The organism is Kordiimonas lipolytica, from assembly GCF_001550065.1.
Window position 1 is genome coordinate 49,651 of the sequence record NZ_LRUB01000002.1, and the last position, 16,766, is coordinate 66,416.

The window sequence follows — 16,766 nt, forward strand, 5'->3', positions numbered from 1 at the left end:
AGGGGCGGCCATGAGCGACAAAGACACAGACATCAAGCAGTTCAAACTGCCAGAGCAGCGCTTTTTCGGGCGCCGCAAGGGACAGAGCTTCTCGCAGCGCCAGCAAGCGCTCTTGGACGACTTTCTGCCGACGATCTCGGTTGACGTGCCGGACGGCGAGAATGATGTGCTGGATGTGGACAAGGTCTTTGGCAAGCCGGTGAAGGAGCTGTGGCTGGAGATCGGTTTCGGTAAGGGCGAGCACCTGGCCTGGCAGGCGCAGGCACACCCCGACGTGTCGCTGATCGGATGCGAACCTTACCTTAATGGTGTGGTTGGCCTGTTAACCCACATCGAGGAAAACGACATCCAGAATATCCGTGTCTATGGCGACGACGCGCGGCACGTGATCTGGAAGCTGCCGGACGCATCCGTTGACCGCCTGTTTCTGCTGCATCCGGACCCATGGCCCAAAACCCGCCATGCCCGCCGCCGGTTCGTCAACCAGCATAACCTGGATGACCTTGCGCGAATCATGAAGGACGGTGCAGAATTCCGCGTTGGTACGGACCATCCGATCTACCGCGAATGGACCATGCTTCAGATGGCTGAGCGCGATGATTTCGAATGGCTCGCCGAAGGCCCGCAGGACTGGCTCACCCGCCCGGATGACTGGCCGGAAACCCGCTATGAAGTAAAGGCGCTTGAAGGCCGCGCTACCTATTTCCGCTTCCGCAGAATTCCCCGCGCAGAAGTGCCAGAAGCCCGTTAGGCAAAGTGGTTAGATTCGGGCTTGCCCCAAAGGCGGGTTCGCTGTATACAGGGCCCGCTTCTCCTAGAGTATTGGTTGATTATTCCAGGAGTGGGCTTCGGCCCACTGCCCGCGATAACCCATACCTAGAACGTAGTGGGCCATGGTGTTCGGCCCGACGTGAAGTGTGAAAGGACAGGACTAGTGAGCGACGCTGCGACAAACATTGCTGATCTCATCGAACCAACCGTTGAAGCTCTTGGGTTTGAACTTGTTCGCGTAACCTATGGCGGTGGCCGCAAGCCAACGCTGCAGGTAATGGCGGAAAGGCCCGATGGCACCATGGGGGTTGATGATTGCGCAACCTTGTCTCGCGAGCTTTCGCTCATTCTGGATGTCGAGGATCCATTGCCTGGTGAATATCTTCTTGAGGTAAGCTCACCAGGGATCGACCGTCCGCTCACAAGGCGCAAGGATTTCGAGCGCTGGGTGGGCTTTGAAGTGAAGGTCGAAATGGAAGAGCAGATGGATGGCCGTCGCCGTTTCCGGGGGCGCATGACATCGTTCAAGGACGATGTGGTGACGCTGGAAACAGACGAGGGTGTGGTCGAGCTCGATTTTGACGGCATCTCGAAAGCGAAGCTGCTCCTTACCGATGAACTTCTTGAGGCTGTGCAGAAGGATGCAAAGGCTCAGGCGAACCCTGACGGGACGAACACATAAGGTTTTTTGCTGGTGTGGGCCAATTGGGCGCCACGCTCTGAAAGCGACGGAGTAAAGATGATGGCTGCTGCTGTCAGTGCAAACAGGTTGGAATTGCTGCAGATCGCAGATCTCGTGGCACGTGAAAAAGCGATCGACAAGGACATCGTTCTTGAGGCCATGGAAGAAGCGATCCAAAAGGCGGCTCGTTCCCGCTATGGCGCTGAAAACGAAATCCGGGCGCAGATCGACAAGAACACTGGCGACATTCGCCTGTTCCGCGTTCTCGAGGTTGTCGAGGAGGTTGAAAACCCTGCTGTGGAAATCAGCCTGGAAGATGCCAAGGAAGACAAGCCGGACGCCGAGATCGGCGATTATCTGGCGTCCAGCCTGCCGCCAATGGATTTCGGTCGTATCGCAGCCCAAACCGCCAAGCAGGTGATTGTGCAGAAGGTGCGCGACGCCGAGCGCCAGCGCCAGTATGACGAGTTTAAGGACCGGGTGGGTGAAACCATCACCGGCGTCGTCAAGCGCGTTGAATATGGCAACGTGATTGTGGATCTGGGCCGCGCGGAAGCCATCATGCGCCGCGACCAGGTGATCCCGCGCGAGCATATCCGCCAGAACGAACGTATCCGCGGTTACATCTATGAAGTGCGCCGCGAAAACCGTGGCCCGCAGATCTTCATGTCCCGCACCAAGCCGGAATTCATGGCAGCCCTGTTTGCACAGGAAGTGCCGGAGATCTATGATGGCATTATCGAGATTCGCTCCGTGGCCCGTGATCCGGGCAGCCGTGCGAAGATCGCCGTGATCTCCAACGACCCGGGCATAGACCCTGTTGGCGCCTGCGTTGGTATGCGCGGTAGCCGTGTGCAGGCCGTTGTGAACGAACTGCAGGGCGAGAAGATCGACATTATTCCTTGGTCCCCTGATGTGGCGTCCTTCATCGTGAACGCGCTGCAGCCTGCGGAAGTGTCCAAGGTGGTTCTGGACGAAGAGCGCTCCCGCGTTGAGGTGGTTGTGCCTGACGATCAGCTGTCGCTCGCGATCGGCCGTCGTGGCCAGAACGTGCGCCTGGCATCGCAGCTCACGGGCTGGACCATTGACATCATGACCGAAGCGGAAGAAAGCGAACGCCGCCAGGAAGAATTCATGACCCAATCCAAGCGCTTTGTTGAAGCCCTGGATGTGGACGATACGCTGGCACACCTTCTGGTGGCTGAAGGCTTCACCGAAGTGGAAGAGATCGCCTACGTTGAGCCTGAAGAGCTTCTGGCCGTTGAAGGCTTCGACGACGATCTGGTTGCTGAGCTTCAGCGCCGCGCGAGCGACTTCCTGGAAGCCGAAGCACGTGCTGCAGACGAGAAGCGGATCGAGATGGGCGTTTCTGACGATCTGGCCGACGTTGAAGGTCTGACGCCGCAGATGCTTGTGAAGCTGGGTGAAGACGAGGTTAAAACCCTTGAGGACTTCGCAGGCTGTGCAGCGGATGAGCTGACAAGCAAGGAAGACGGCATCCTGCGCGACTTCGGTCTGACCGAAGAAGAAGCAAGCGACATGATCATGTCTGCCCGCGTTGTTCTTGGCTGGATTTCTGCTGAAGAAGCATTTGGTGGCGCTGAGGAAGCTGAGGAAGCTTCCGAAGAGGCTGCTGAAGCTGAAGAAGCAGCAGAAGAAGTCGCAGAAGAAGCGGCGGAAGAAACTAAAGGCGAGGAGGCCTAAGGTCTCCTCAGCGCCGCAGGTTGGAGCAGAAAATGCGCGAACGGCGGTGTATACTAACGATGCAGCCTGCATCCGAGGACACTCTGGTCAGGCTGATGGTAAGCCCCGATGGCACTTTGGTGCCGGACGTGGCAGCCCGGTTGCCCGGGCGCGGTATGTGGATTACCGCTGACCGGGCAATGATCGACCAGGCGGTCGAAAGTGGCCAGCTTGCAAAAGCGGCCAGCCGGTCCCTGAAGGCACAAGTGCAGAAAAGTGCGGTGCCCCAGGACCTTGGTGCGACGATCGACCGCTTGCTTGAGCGCCGCTGTCTGGACCGCATGGGTCTGGAACAACGCGCAGGCCACCTGGTAACAGGCTTTGACAAGATCAAGGCCGCGCTTACCAAGAAAGGCACCGGCAAGCCGGCGCTTCTGGTGACTGCGACAGACGGCGCCGAGGATGGTCGGCGAAAGATCAAGGCCGCAGTTGGCACGGACGTGCCGGAAGTGGCTATCTTTGACCGTGAAGCGCTCTCAGGTGCGCTCGGTCGGGAAAATGTGGTACATGTGCTGCTGATGGAAAGCGGCGGCACGGACAGGCTTAAGGTCGATTTTGGTCGGCTTTATGGAATGCGCGGGCTAGGCCCGCTGATCAGTGAAGCGCCCTCTCATGATGAAGGGCAGAGGAACGAAGATTAGTATGACTGACGAAAAGAAACTGACACTGTCTGGACGCGGCACCCTTGGCGTAGGTAAGGGGGTTGAGACCGGCCAAGTTCGTCAAAGCTTCAGCCATGGGCGTAGCAAGGCAGTCGTTGTTGAGCGCAAGAAGAAGCGTATCCTCAAGAAGGGCGCGACCGATGCCGCAGCCCCTGAGGCAACGCCGGCGGCACCAAAGCCGCAGCAAAAGACTTACGTTCCGAAAAAACCAGCAGGCGAAGGTGCAGGTAAGCTTTCAAATACCGAGCACGAAACCCGCCTGAAGGCTCTTGAGGAAGCGCAAAAACGCGCTGAAGAAGAAGCCAAAGCAAAAGCCGAGCGCGAAGCCCGTGAAGCTGCGGAGGCCGCCGAGCGCAAGAAGCGTGAAGCTGCGGAAGCTGCGGCGGCAGAGGCCGCGCACGATGACGAGGCTGACGCCCGTGCCCGCGCCGAAGAGGACGCGAAGAAGAAGAAAGCTGCCGAAGCTGCGAAGAAGGCAGAAGCGGATGCCGCCAAGAAAGCTGAAGAAGAGCTGAAGGTTAAGGAAAAGGCTGAAGCGGAAGCCCGCAAGAAAGCTGAACTTGAAGCCCGCGCTGTGCAGCTTAAGAAAGCAAGCGAAGCCCGTCAGGCTGCTGGTGGCGATGACGATGCGCGCAAAGGCAAGCAGAAGCGCGGCAAGGAACGCAAGGCAGGCCCGGGCGGCGATGATCGCAACCAGCGTGGCCGTGGCCGTGGCGACGACCGCCGCAAGGGTGGCCGCCTGACCATCTCAAGCGCCATGGGTGACGGTGAACGCCAGCGTTCGCTCGCAGCTTACAAGCGGGCACAAGCCAAGAAACGTCAGGCCGAGATGGGCGGTGGCCAGCAGCAAACGCGCCAGGCTCGCGAAGTAACTATCCCTGAAGCAATTACCGTTCAGGAACTGGCGAACCGGATGGCTGAAAAAGCCGTTGCCGTGATCAAGGTTCTGATGGGCCTTGGCGTGATGGCAACCATCAATCAGGTTCTGGACCAGGATACCGCCGAGCTGGTGGTTCAGGAAATGGGCCACACGCCGAAGCGCGTTTCTGACGCTGACGTCGAAATCGGCCTCACCGGCGGTGAGGACCAAGAGGGCGAACTGCTGCCGCGTGCGCCAATCGTGACCGTTATGGGCCACGTTGACCATGGTAAGACCTCGCTTCTTGATGCGCTCCGTAAAGCCAATGTTGTGTCGGGCGAAGCCGGTGGCATCACTCAGCATATCGGTGCCTATCAGGTTAGCGTGAATGACAGCAAAATCACCTTCCTCGACACACCTGGCCACGCCGCCTTTACCCAGATGCGGGCACGCGGTGCAAGTGCGACCGATATCGTGATCCTGGTGGTGGCTGCTGACGACGGCGTGATGCCGCAAACCATTGAAGCCATCAACCACGCCAAAGCGGCTGAGGTTCCGATCATCGTGGCCATCAACAAGATGGACCGTGAAGGCGCGAACCCTGATCGCGTGCGCAATGAACTGCTGCAGCATGAAGTGGTGACCGAGAGCTTCTCGGGTGACGTTCAGGAAGTTGAAGTGTCCGCCAAAACCGGCGACGGCCTCGACAAACTGAAAGAAGCCATCGCCCTGCAGGCTGAAATTCTCGAACTGAAAGCCAACCCGAACCGGTCGGCTGAAGGTGTGGTTGTTGAAGCCAAGCTTGATAAAGGCCGCGGCCCTGTTGCCACGGTTCTGGTACAGCGCGGTACGCTCCGTGTGGGTGACATCTTCGTGGCCGGTGCTGAATGGGGCCGGGTACGCGCGCTGATTAACGACAAGGGTGATCAGGTACAGGAAGCCGGCCCAAGTGTGCCGGTGGAAGTGCTTGGCCTGAACGGCACACCAGACGCTGGTGACGAGTTCGCAGTGGTGGACAACGAAAGCCGTGCCCGTGAGGTGACGTCTTATCGCCAGGACCAGAACCGCAAGAAACGCCAGGCTGCTGCCGCTGCGCCGAAGACGCTGGAGAGCATCTTCACGCAGATGAAGGAAAACGAAGGCCTGCAGACGTTCGAAGTTGTCATCAAGGGCGACGTGCAGGGCTCGGTGGAAGCCATTACCCAGGCGCTTGAAAAAGCCGGCAACGACGACATCCAGTGCCGTGTTATTCACGGTGCTGTGGGTGGTATCACCGAATCCGATATCACGCTTGCCCAGGCCAGCCACGCGCTGGTTATCGGCTTCAACGTACGCCCGAACAAACAGGCGCGCGAAGCAGCCGAAGCCGAAGGCATCACCATCAAATATTATTCCGTGATCTATGACCTGATCGACGACGTGAAAGCGGCGATGGCTGGTCAGCTGGGTCCGGAGTACAAAGAGAATGTGATTGGTCAGGCGGAAATCCGCGAAGCCTTCCAGGCTGGCAAGGCCGGCAAGGCTGCAGGCTGTTTCGTGGTCGAAGGCTCGATCCGCAACGACCTCAAGGCCCGTATCCTGCGTGACGATGTGATCATCTACGAAGGCCAGATCGAGAACCTGCGCCGCTTCAAGGATGATGTGAAAGAAGTTCGCGCGGGCCAGGAATGTGGCCTGACGTTCGAGAATTACCATGACTTCAAGGCTGGTGACGTTCTCGAGGTTTACGAGCTGGAGGAAATGGAGCGCAAGCTTTAAGCCTGCGACCAGCAGCCCGTTAAGAGTGTTTGGAGGGGTGGCCTGTTGGGGCCGCCCTCCGCTGTTTTAAGGAACTATCGATGTCTAAGTCTTCTCATTCCGGCGAGCCAAGCCTGCGCCTGTTGCGTGTGGGCGAAAACGTGCGCCACGCCATCTCCGCGATCCTGACCCGCGGTGACGTGCAGGACCCTGACCTGGTCCGCGCATCCGTGACGGTATCGGAAGTGCGTGTAAGCCCGGACCTCAGGAACGCCACGGTGTTCGTGATGCCGCTTGGCGGCGACCCTGAGCTGAAGATCACCAAGGCCCTGAACCGTAACAGCGCTTTCATCCGCGGTGAAATGAGCAAGGTCGTGCATATGAAATATATGCCGCGGCTCAAGTTCAAGCTGGACGAAAGCTTCGACGAAGCCAGCCATATCGACGCGCTACTCCGTGATCCGCGCGTGACCCGCGACCTCGACCACAAGGACGAGGAAGAGTAGGCGTGGCCCGGCGCAAGAAGGGCATCAAGGTTGACGGCTGGCTGGTGATCGACAAGCCGCTCGGCATCACAAGCTCGGGCGTTGTCGGCAAGGTGAAATTCCTGACCAAGGCGCAGAAGGTGGGCCATGGTGGTACGCTGGACCCGCTCGCCAGCGGCGTCCTGCCCATCGGGCTTGGGGAAGCCACCAAAACCATGCCTTTCATCGTGGACGCCTCGAAAGAGTATGCGTTTACCGTGAAATTCGGCACCGCGACCGATTCGGACGACCTTGAAGGCGAAATTATCGAATCCGGCGGCCGTATCCCGGCTGAAGACGAAATTCTTGAGGTTCTGCCGCGCTTTACCGGTTCGATTGAGCAAATCCCCCCGGCCTATAGCGCCATCAAGGTGGATGGCCAGCGTGCCTATAAGCTGGCGCGCGACGGAGAACTGGTGGAGCTGAAGGCAAGACCTGTTGAAATTCAAGAGCTTAGCCTTGTGTCTTTCGATCTGGATAAGGGTGAGGCAGCTTTTCACGTGACCTGCGGCAAGGGCACCTATGTGCGCTCGCTGGCGCGCGATATCGCGCGTGCTGTGGGCAGCTGCGGCCATGTGGTGGCGCTGAGGCGCCTTCGCGTTGGCCCCTTTGGTCTTAAAGACGCGATTTCACTGGAAAAACTGGAGGAGTTGGGCCATAGTGCGCCCGCTCAGGACTATGTAAGTCCGATTACGACAGCGCTGGACGACATCCCGGCGGTTGCCGTGACGGATGAGGAAGCGAAACGCATCAGATGCGGCATGACCCTCCTCAGGCCTGAGATCAAGCAAGGAACGCTTGTGTTGATGGACGGCGACGTGCCGCTGGCGGTCGCTGAAAACACCCATGGCACTATTCGCTCCTTGCGGGTCTTCAATATGTAACTTTTTTGTAGGAGAAGACGATGTCGATTACTGCTGAACGGAAACAAGAACTGATCAAAGAATACGCTACCAAAGAAGGCGACACCGGCTCCCCTGAGGTGCAGGTTGCAATTCTTTCCTCGCGTATTGCTACTTTGACCGAACACTTCAAAGACCACAAAGGGGATCACCATTCCCGTCGCGGTCTGATCAAGATGGTAAACCAGCGCCGCAAGCTGCTGGACTATCTTAAAGGCCAGGACGCCGAGCGTTACACGACGCTCATCGGTCGTCTGGGTCTTCGGAAGTAATTCAGTTCGGGGAGGCCGGTTCAAGGGAACCGGCCTTCTTCGCTTTTGGGGCTTCCGTTTCGAATTTCCCCTGAAAGCGACAAGAAGACACACCTTGGCTTCTAATCCGGGAGGCCTGGGATTTTTATTTAAGCGGGGCGTCTTCATAGGGAAGGCGCCGAAGTTGTCCGGCAGTGTAGTGCGATACCCGGGCAGCTGCTGAAAGGTTAGAAAATGTTCAATATTCATCGCAAAGAAATCGAATGGGGTGGCCGTACCCTCTCTCTGGAAACCGGTCATGTAGCTAGACAAGCTGACGGGGCCGTAATGGCCAAATATGGCGACACTGAAGTGCTGTGTACCGTTGTTGGTGCCAAGTCTCAGAAGCCAGGTCAGGACTTTTTCCCACTGACCGTAAACTATATCGAGAAATTCTACGCTGCCGGTAAGATCCCTGGCGGCTTCTTCAAGCGGGAAGGCCGCCCAAGCGAAAAAGAAACGCTTGTGAGCCGCCTGATCGACCGTCCGATCCGTCCACTGTTCCCATCGGGCTTCAAAAACGAAGTTCAGGTGATCTGTACGGTTCTGAGCCACGACCTGGAAAACGATAGCGATATCGTTGCCATGATCGGCGCTTCCGCCGCTCTCACGCTTTCCGGTCTGCCATTCTTTGGCCCGATTGCCGGTGCGAAAGTCGGCTACAAGGACGGCGAATACATCCTTAACCCAACGCTTGAAGAAGTTAAGGAATCCGAGCTTGAGCTCGTTGTTGCAGGCACCAAAGACGCTGTTCTGATGGTTGAGTCTGAAGCAAAAGAGCTTTCCGAAGAAGTGATGCTGGGCGCTGTGACTTTCGGTCATGACGAGCAGCAAAAAGTAATCGACGCGATCATCGAGCTTGCTGAAGTTGCTGCGAAAGATCCTTGGGAACTGGCTGAAGGCCCGAACAAGGATGATCTGGTGAAAGCCATCGCAGACGCTGGTGAAGCTGACCTGCGCGCCGCTTACGAGATCACGACCAAGCAGGACCGCGTTGCTAAAATCAGCGAAGCGAAAGCGAAGATCGCTGAAGCAGTAGCCCCTGTTCTTGAAGCCAATGAAGAGCTGACCGAGCAGATGGTTGGTGACCTGACCAAAAAGCTTGAGAGCAAGATCGTTCGCGGCAACATCCTGGAAACAGGCAAGCGTATCGACGGTCGCGGCCTCGCGGACGTTCGGTCGATCATGTCTGAAGTTGGCGTTCTGCCACGCAGCCACGGTTCCGCGCTTTTCACCCGCGGTGAAACGCAGGCACTTGTTGTTGCAACCCTGGGCACCGGCGAAGATGAGCAGATCATCGACGCGCTTGAGGGCAGCTGGCGCTCCAACTTCATGCTGCACTATAACTTCCCACCATTCTCTGTGGGCGAGTGTGGCCGCGTTGGCTTTACAGGCCGTCGTGAAGTGGGCCACGGCAAGCTGGCTTACCGCGCTGTTCGCGCTGTACTGCCGGAAGCCGAAGCCTTCCCTTACACCATCCGTCTGGTATCCGAGATCACTGAATCCAACGGTTCAAGCTCCATGGCGACCGTGTGTGGTGCAGCTCTCGCCATGATGGACGCAGGTGTGCCAATCAGCCGTCCGGTTTCCGGTATCGCCATGGGCCTGATCAAAGAGGGCGACGATTTCGCTGTTCTCTCTGACATCCTGGGTGACGAAGACCACCTCGGCGACATGGACTTCAAAGTGGCCGGTACTGACAAAGGTGTGACTGCGCTGCAGATGGACATCAAGATCACCGGTATCACCAAGGAAATCATGGAAAAGGCTCTTGCACAGGCTGCAGGCGGTCGTGCCCACATCCTTGACGAGATGAACAAGGCGCTCACTGGCGCGCGTACGGAACTTTCCGAGCACGCACCACGCATTGAGACCATGAAGATCCCAGTGGACAAGATCCGCGAAGTGATCGGCACGGGCGGTAAAGTGATCCGCGAGATCGTTGAAGTGACTGGCGCGAAAGTGAACATCGAAGACGATGGCACGATCAAGATTGCCTCTTCCGTGGCTTCCGAAATTGAAGCTGCGAAAGCGTGGATCAACGGCATCGTTGCTGAGCCTGAAGTAGGCGCGATCTACAAAGGCAAGGTTGTTCGCATCATGGACTTCGGCGCATTCGTGAACTTCATGGGCAGCCGCGATGGCCTCGTGCACATCTCTGAGCTTGTTGAAGAGCGCGTGGAAAAAGTGACCGACGTTGTGAACGAAGGTGACGAAGTATACGTGAAGTGCCTTGAGATCGATGGCCGCGGCAAGGTCCGCCTGTCGATGCGGATGGTGAACCAGGAAACGGGTGAAGAAAACCCGGATGCGCGTCCACCAAAAGAGTCCCCTAAAAAGGGCGGCCGCCGCGACTAAGCAATTCTGAGCAAAGCCCCTCGTGCTTTTTGTGCATGGGGGGCTTTTCTTCATTTGAAGAACTGCTTAATTGATTTGAAACCGGCGTATGGTACCATCACGCCGGTTTCACCCCTTTAGGAAGGTTCGTTTTATGCGACAGATGGCTGAACGGGCTGGGGTTTTGGGAGAGTTTGATGAGTTTCAGTTTGAATAGCATCCGCGTTGGCGGCAAAGAGGTTCTGCCCCTGATCGAAGGCGGTAAAGGCGTTGCCATTTCAACAGGTGCCAGTTCGGGCCCGTGGGCCGCAGCCGGTGGCATCGGCACAATTTCCGCTGTGATCGCAGATCAGTATGACGCGCACGGCAATATCGAGCCCCATGAATATCTGGGCCGCACGCGCAAGGACCGCCATGAAGAGATGGTCCAATATTCCATTAAGGGCACCATCGACCAGGTGCGCAAGGCATGGGAACTGTCGCGCGGCGAAGGCCTTATCAATATCAACATGCTTTGGGAAGTCGGCAGCGCGCAGCGTATCCTGCACGAAGTGCTCGAGAAAACCAAAGGCATGATCCACGGCGTGACCAGTGGTGCTGGCATGCCCTTCAAGCTGGGTGAACTGACCGCCAAATATGGCGCCCATTATTATCCGATCGTGTCTTCCGGCCGGGCCTTTGGCCTGTTGTGGAAGCGCGCATACAAGAATTTCGCAGAGCGCCTTGGCGGCGTTGTGTATGAAGATCCGTGGCTTGCGGGCGGCCATAATGGCCTCTCGAACGCCGAAGACCCCAACAAGCCGGGTGATCCATACCCGCGGGTTGTTGAGCTGCGCGCCATCATGCGCAAGCTGGGGCTTGACCATGTGCCGATCATCATGGCCGGTGGCGTGTGGAACCTGAAGGAATGGAAAGACTGGATCGATAACAAGGAAATCGGCCCAATCATGTTCCAGTTCGGCACGCGCCCGCTGGTGACCAAAGAGAGCCCGATTTCCGACAGCTGGAAAAAGAAGCTCCTGAGCCTGAAGCCTGGCGATGTGCTGTTGCAGAATTTCAGCCCGACCGGCTTTTTCTCAAGCGCACTCAAGAACAGCTTCATTGGTGAGCTGGTGCAGCGGAACGAGCATCAGATCGACTTCCGCACGGAAAAGGACGAGGAGTTCGATACCGAGCTGGTGGTTGAGCGCAAGACCTATATCGTGCGCCGCGCTGATGAAGGCAAAGCCCGCGCCTGGATGGCTGAAGGCTTTGAGCGCGCGATGAAAACCCCTGACGGGAGCCTGATTTTCGTCACGCCTGAAAAGTGTGCAGAAATCCGCAAGGACCAGGCCGACTGTGTTGGCTGCCTGAGCCAGTGCCGCTTCTCTTCGTGGGCCACGAATGAGAAGAATTCCACAGGCCGCCTCGCGGACCCACGCAGCTTCTGCATCCAGAAGACGCTTGAGGATGTGGCCCACGACGGCAGCGTGGACGATAATCTCGTGTTCGCGGGGCATAACGCGTTTCGTTTCGGGTCCGATCCATTCTATTCGAACGGCTTTATCCCAAGTGTGAAGCAGTTGATGGACCGTATCGTTTCTGGCGATTAGTACGCGCAACACATGAATTTGAAAAAGGGTGGCTTGTCGCCGCCCTTTTTTATGGGCAGCATGCCGGGAGGAGGACCAAATGATGCGACTGATTTTATCCCTTTGGATTTTGCTGATCTTTTCCGCAGTGCCCGCGTCAGCAGATGACCGGCAAGAGGTTGTCGACCTTTATGAAAGTTACCGGCAAATCTGGCTCAGGAATGACAGTACGGTGCAGCCTGACATTATGGCGCTTTTGACACCGCGCGCCGCCGTCATGCCGCAGGGTATGCCCTTGTTGGGCACCCATCAGCAGATCCGGGATTTCTGGTTCCCCGCTGACGCGCCGCCAACCAGGGTTCTGGCCTATGACCAGTCTGTTGAGCGGGTCGAAGTGTCCGGCGGGCTGGCGTATCTTTATGGGAACTTCGCGCTGTCCTTCAAATGGGACGGAGAAACCACCTCAACGCAGGGCACGCAGATGATGGTTGCCCGCCGCCTGGGTGGGGACTGGAAGATCGAGGCGTTGATCTGGACGTCCAGTCCCGTTGAAGAAGCCGACTAAAGCGGCTTCGACATATAAACCACATCGTCTTCCGGGTTGAAGTTATAGGGCTCGATCTCGGTGAAGCCGAGCTTGCCATATAGCGCTACGGCAGCCTCAAGGCGTTTCAGGCTATCCAGCAGCATGGTCTTGTAGCCCAGCGCTTTTGCTTGCGTGAGAAGTTCTTCGCACAGCCGCCGCCCGGCGCCCGTGCCCTGGCCTTCAGGCAGAACATAAAGCCGTTTCATCTCGCACACGTCTGCGCTGTGTTCCTTCAGTGCCACGGCGCCAATGGGTACGTCCCCCTTCTTGGCGATCAACAGAAGCACATAGCCTTCCGGGAACCGCGCCATTTCGGCTTCAATGCCCTGGAAGTCCAGATTGATGGGCAGGAACTCAACGAATGCCCGAAAGATGGCTTTGACGGCCGCGATGTCTTCGGCGCTCTCCGCTGTTGTGACGCGGGTTTCGGTTGTTTTTGTCATTGCTGGCCAGTCCATTCCATATAGCAGTCTGTCCCCTGATAGTGTGCGTCTTCGGGCTTGTCCATCAGGGTGAAGTTCAGCGTTTCATAAAGCCGCATGGCGGGCACAAGCTTGGTGTGTGTTTCAAGATAAAGGCGCGTGCCGCCCATGACGCAGAAATGGTCGATGACCGCCTCGCACAAAAGGCGGCCCAGCCCGAGGCCCTGTGCCGATGGGTCTACGCCAAGCTTTGTCAGTTCATAAACGCCGCCCCCGTCCGCGCGGATCGCGACCGTACCCAGAACGTCATCCCCGCGCACGGCGAAGAAAATCTCGCCGCCGCCCTCAATGATCTCGCTTTCCGGGTTTTCAAGCGCGTGCCGATGCACGGGCTCGACCGTGAAATACTTTTCCAGCCACGCCATGTTCAGGTCATGGAAAGCCTGCTTGTAGCCTGGTCTGTAGGGCACAATGCGAATGCCGTTCCGCGCATTATTCGGCAGCGATGCGGTCATTCGGGCGTCCTTTCCATTCCATATAATGGTTGGCCCGCTCATAGGGACTGGGCTCACTGGGGGTCAGTTCCACAAAACCTAGTTTTTCATAAAGCCTGATTGCCGGTTCAAGCTTGGTGTTGGTTTCCAAGTAAAGCGTTTTGCCGCCCCGCGCCTGAAAGCGTTCGATCACCTTTTCGCACAGCGCGCGGCCCATGCCGCCCTGCTGCACGTTGGGGTCCACCCCCAGCTTTGTCAGTTCATAAACCCCAGGGGACTGCAGCTTCATGGCAACGGCGCCAACAGGCTTGCCGCCGATCAGGGTGAAATAGATCTCACCGCCTTTCGCAAGGATATGCGTCTCCGGATCAGACAGGACAGTCTCGTCAATGGGCTCCATTTTGAAGTATTTCTCCACCCACCAGGCGTTGAGGTCATAGAAGGCCTGTTTGAAGCGGATGTCATAGGGCACCAGTTCAAATTCCGGCACGGTTTTCTGGCGTGCGGCCTGGCGTTCCTTGACCCGCTCATACAGGCTCTTGTCGGCATAGGTGGCTTCCATGGCGTCAATGCCCGCCAATAGTTTGGAAGCGCCGGCTTCGGTGTTGACGGCCTCAAGGTCCTGCCAAATGGGGCGCGCTTCATCTACCATGGCCTGGCCCGCGGCGGTCAGTTGCACGCACTTTTGGCGACCATCATCCATGGCTGTGGTTTCCACGAGCCCTTCGCCCGCCATGCGCTTGACTGTCTGGCTGACAGCAGAGTGGGAAAAACCCGCCAGGCGCGCTATCTCGCCAATGGGCATGCTGCCGTATTCAGAAAGCGCATACATGGCATAGAAATAGCTGACCCGGAACTTCAGTCCAGCCTCTTCATAGATGCGGTCGGCGTCGGCGGTCAGTTGCTCCTGAAGGCGGCGCATGCGGGTGCCAACGCCAAGCTCGAAAAAAATTTCATTGGGAATGCTCATGGGCCCGTTCCTTACTGTGATGTAAGAAATTATATAAGTTCTTATGTAATTGCGTCAAGAGGGCGGAAACGCAAAAAAAAGCCGCCCCGAAGGGCGGCCAGCGAGCGCTTGGTCGTGGGAAGTCCAGGCTCTAGAAATCGAACCAGCTACTGTCTATCGGGTCATCCACGCCAGCCAGCAGCAGGGTGCCACCCGACCAGGAGATTAGGAGCCCGCCGTCTGTCGCTTCGGCCGTGATGTCGTTGAAGGTGACACCCGCCCCAGTGAAGTCCAGCACGTCATCGTCTCCATCGAAACCGTAGATGACATCGTCACCTGCGTTTTCTTCAAAGACAAAGCGTTCGCTGCCATTGGCTTTGCCGCCATAGAGCGTGTCGTTGCCTTCGCCGCCAGCCAGCGTGTCGCTGTCCTTGCCGCCGAATAGCTGGTCATCACCGGCGCCGCCCTCGATCAGGTCGTTCTGGTTGCCGCCGAACAGCACATCGTCGCCGTCTCCGCCGATGATGGTGTCATCACCCATGCTGGCATAGACTGTGTCGTCACCAGCCCCGCCGTCGATCATGTCGTCACCGGTCTGGCCGCTGAACAGCAGGTCATCGCCGGCGAGGCCATAGAGCGTGTCGTCACCCACGCCTGCGCCCATGATGTCGCTGCCGCTGCCGCCGAACAGTTTGTCGTCGCCGATACCGGACCAGATGCTGTCACCTGTGTTGCCGTCGACGGTGTCGTCGCCGCCATCAATTGTGTCGTTGCCATCGTCGTTGGCACCGCCGTCATCATTGGCACCGCCGTCATCATTGGCACCGCCGTCATCATTGGCGCCACCGTCATCATTGGAGCCGCCGTCATCATTGGCACCACCGTCGTCATTGGCACCACCGTCGTGGTTGGCACCGCCGTCATCATTGGCACCACCGTCGTCGTTGGCACCGCCGTCGTCATTGGCGCCTGGGCCGCTGTCATCAGGCAGGAAGTCATCTATATCGACGATGCCGTTCTGGTTCAGGTCAACCCATGAACCGCCGACGATTGTGTCGTCTCCGGCACCGCCAAAGAGGGTGTCGTCGCCTTCCACGTCATCGGCGCCGTCGCCATCACCGATCAGAAAATCATGGCCGCCGCCACCACCGATAATGTCGTCACCCTGGCCACCATAGGCCTTGTCATTACCGTTGGCGTCAGACCCGGCCCAGATGAAGTCGTCGCCGTCGCCACCATCAATGGTGTCGTTGCCGTTGAAGCCGGACAGCGTATCGTCGCCACTGCCGCCAGCCATGGTGTCGTCATCCTGGCTGCCCTTGACGCGGTCGTCACCCCCGTCATCCCCGTCGTCTCCATCGCCCACGACTTCTTCCCATTCTGCGTCCTGCGCAGCTTCAAGGGCGTCGCGTTCGGCTTCGTGGGCTTCCTCCAGCGCCTGATAGTCCGCCTCCTTGGCTTCTTCCAGCGCTTCCCATTCTGCATTCTGTTCTTCGTCTAGGGCATCAATCCGGCCATGTAGGTCACCTTCAAGGGCATCCCATTCGGCTTCATGCGCCTCTTCAAGGGCATTCCATTCCTCTTCCTGAGCTGCGGCAAGATCAGCGATAGTCGCCTCATAGTCTGCCTCGAACTCAGCCAGTTGGGCTGCATGGTCTTCTTCCTGAGCGGCCCTCAGGGCGTTCTGTTCTTCTTCGAGGGCATCATCGGCGGTGCCTGCCGCCTCGGCTGCGGCCCATTCGTCAGCCAGTTGTGCCTCAAGGGCTTCCCATTCTGCGAACAGGGCAGCATCAAGCGCGTCATAGGCTGCGTCCAGCTGCTCCTTGAGGGTAAGCATTGCTGCCTCATGCTCTTCTGCAAGCGCCGTGGTTTCCGTTTCCTGTTCGGCGGCTAGTGCCTCGAGCGCGGCGTGCTTTTCTTCGTACAGGGCGTCCCACTCGGCCGCATGTTCGGCCTCAAGGGCATTGATGGCCTCATTCCATTGGGCGTCGAGGTCAGCATGTTCCTGTTCCTGCCGGGCCTCTAGTTCTTCCCACTGGGCTTCATGTTCGGCCTTAAGGGCTTCGATTGTCTCATCACTGACATCATTTTCGTCGTCATGTGCTTTTGGGGAAATGCCAGCAGTGCTGGCCGCCAACGGTGACGTTGGGGTAATAGATGTGATCACGTGTGCCTCCTACTATGTGCCTGTTTAGGCGGCTATGTTTTTGCCTGAAGGCACATCTTGTAGGTGGGCA

15 protein-coding genes are annotated in these 16,766 nt (G+C 57.8%); 11 read left to right on the forward strand and 4 right to left on the reverse strand.

Translation table 11 applies throughout. The features are described from left to right. Positions 1-10: 10 nt before the first annotated feature. From trmB to KORM41_RS00355, 11 genes are all read left to right on the forward strand, one after another. A complete protein-coding gene (gene trmB, locus KORM41_RS00305; RefSeq protein ID WP_068143206.1) occupies positions 11-751 on the forward strand; it encodes a tRNA (guanine(46)-N(7))-methyltransferase TrmB in 741 nt (246 codons plus the stop codon). 183 nt (positions 752-934) lie between these two features. Continuing rightward, the gene (rimP, locus tag KORM41_RS00310; protein WP_068143207.1) at positions 935-1,453 is read left to right on the forward strand and encodes a ribosome maturation factor RimP; all 519 of its coding nucleotides are present in this window, start codon (positions 935-937) and stop codon (positions 1,451-1,453) included. Between the two features lie 57 nt (positions 1,454-1,510). Further along, entirely contained in the window at positions 1,511-3,157 is a 1,647-nt protein-coding gene (gene nusA / locus KORM41_RS00315; protein WP_068144048.1) for a transcription termination factor NusA, read from the forward strand. Between the two features lie 20 nt (positions 3,158-3,177). After that, positions 3,178-3,837, forward strand: a complete 660-nt coding sequence (locus KORM41_RS00320; protein WP_269448940.1) for an RNA-binding protein — start codon at positions 3,178-3,180, stop codon at positions 3,835-3,837. A 1-nt stretch (position 3,838) separates the two neighbouring features. Then, the gene (gene infB, locus KORM41_RS00325) at positions 3,839-6,475 is read left to right on the forward strand and encodes a translation initiation factor IF-2 (protein ID WP_068143210.1); all 2,637 of its coding nucleotides are present in this window, start codon (positions 3,839-3,841) and stop codon (positions 6,473-6,475) included. Between the two features lie 80 nt (positions 6,476-6,555). Further along, the gene (rbfA, locus tag KORM41_RS00330; protein ID WP_068143212.1) at positions 6,556-6,960 is read left to right on the forward strand and encodes a 30S ribosome-binding factor RbfA; all 405 of its coding nucleotides are present in this window, start codon (positions 6,556-6,558) and stop codon (positions 6,958-6,960) included. A gap of 2 nt (positions 6,961-6,962) precedes the next feature. Then, positions 6,963-7,862: a tRNA pseudouridine(55) synthase TruB gene (truB, locus tag KORM41_RS00335; protein ID WP_068143215.1), complete on the forward strand. Its 900-nt coding sequence runs from the start codon at positions 6,963-6,965 to the stop codon at positions 7,860-7,862. A gap of 20 nt (positions 7,863-7,882) precedes the next feature. Next, complete coding sequence (gene rpsO, locus KORM41_RS00340; RefSeq protein ID WP_068143217.1) at positions 7,883-8,152, forward strand: 30S ribosomal protein S15; 270 nt, start codon at positions 7,883-7,885, stop codon at positions 8,150-8,152. A gap of 213 nt (positions 8,153-8,365) precedes the next feature. Continuing rightward, the gene (gene pnp, locus KORM41_RS00345; protein WP_068143220.1) at positions 8,366-10,528 is read left to right on the forward strand and encodes a polyribonucleotide nucleotidyltransferase; all 2,163 of its coding nucleotides are present in this window, start codon (positions 8,366-8,368) and stop codon (positions 10,526-10,528) included. 176 nt (positions 10,529-10,704) lie between these two features. Next, positions 10,705-12,099 carry an NAD(P)H-dependent flavin oxidoreductase gene (locus KORM41_RS00350; protein ID WP_068143222.1) on the forward strand — a complete coding sequence of 465 codons (1,395 nt, stop codon included), beginning with the start codon at positions 10,705-10,707 and terminating at the stop codon, positions 12,097-12,099. 79 nt (positions 12,100-12,178) lie between these two features. Then, positions 12,179-12,643, forward strand: a complete 465-nt coding sequence (locus KORM41_RS00355; protein ID WP_068143225.1) for a YybH family protein — start codon at positions 12,179-12,181, stop codon at positions 12,641-12,643. Here the strand turns inward: KORM41_RS00355 and KORM41_RS00360 are convergent. The 4 genes from KORM41_RS00360 to KORM41_RS00375 all read right to left on the reverse strand — a co-directional run bounded on the left by KORM41_RS00360 (position 12,640) and on the right by KORM41_RS00375 (position 16,696). After that, positions 12,640-13,107 carry a GNAT family N-acetyltransferase gene (locus KORM41_RS00360; protein ID WP_068143226.1) on the reverse strand — a complete coding sequence of 156 codons (468 nt, stop codon included), beginning with the start codon at positions 13,105-13,107 and terminating at the stop codon, positions 12,640-12,642. The genes KORM41_RS00355 and KORM41_RS00360 overlap by 4 nt on opposite strands. Continuing rightward, positions 13,104-13,601: a GNAT family N-acetyltransferase gene (locus KORM41_RS00365; protein ID WP_068143228.1), complete on the reverse strand. Its 498-nt coding sequence runs from the start codon at positions 13,599-13,601 to the stop codon at positions 13,104-13,106. Before KORM41_RS00365 ends, KORM41_RS00360 begins: the two co-directional genes overlap by 4 nt. Then, positions 13,579-14,550: a bifunctional helix-turn-helix transcriptional regulator/GNAT family N-acetyltransferase gene (locus KORM41_RS00370; protein WP_068143230.1), complete on the reverse strand. Its 972-nt coding sequence runs from the start codon at positions 14,548-14,550 to the stop codon at positions 13,579-13,581. Before KORM41_RS00370 ends, KORM41_RS00365 begins: the two co-directional genes overlap by 23 nt. Positions 14,551-14,680: 130 nt before the next feature. Next, the gene (locus tag KORM41_RS00375) at positions 14,681-16,696 is read right to left on the reverse strand and encodes a calcium-binding protein (RefSeq protein WP_068143232.1); all 2,016 of its coding nucleotides are present in this window, start codon (positions 16,694-16,696) and stop codon (positions 14,681-14,683) included. Positions 16,697-16,766 lie beyond the last annotated feature (70 nt).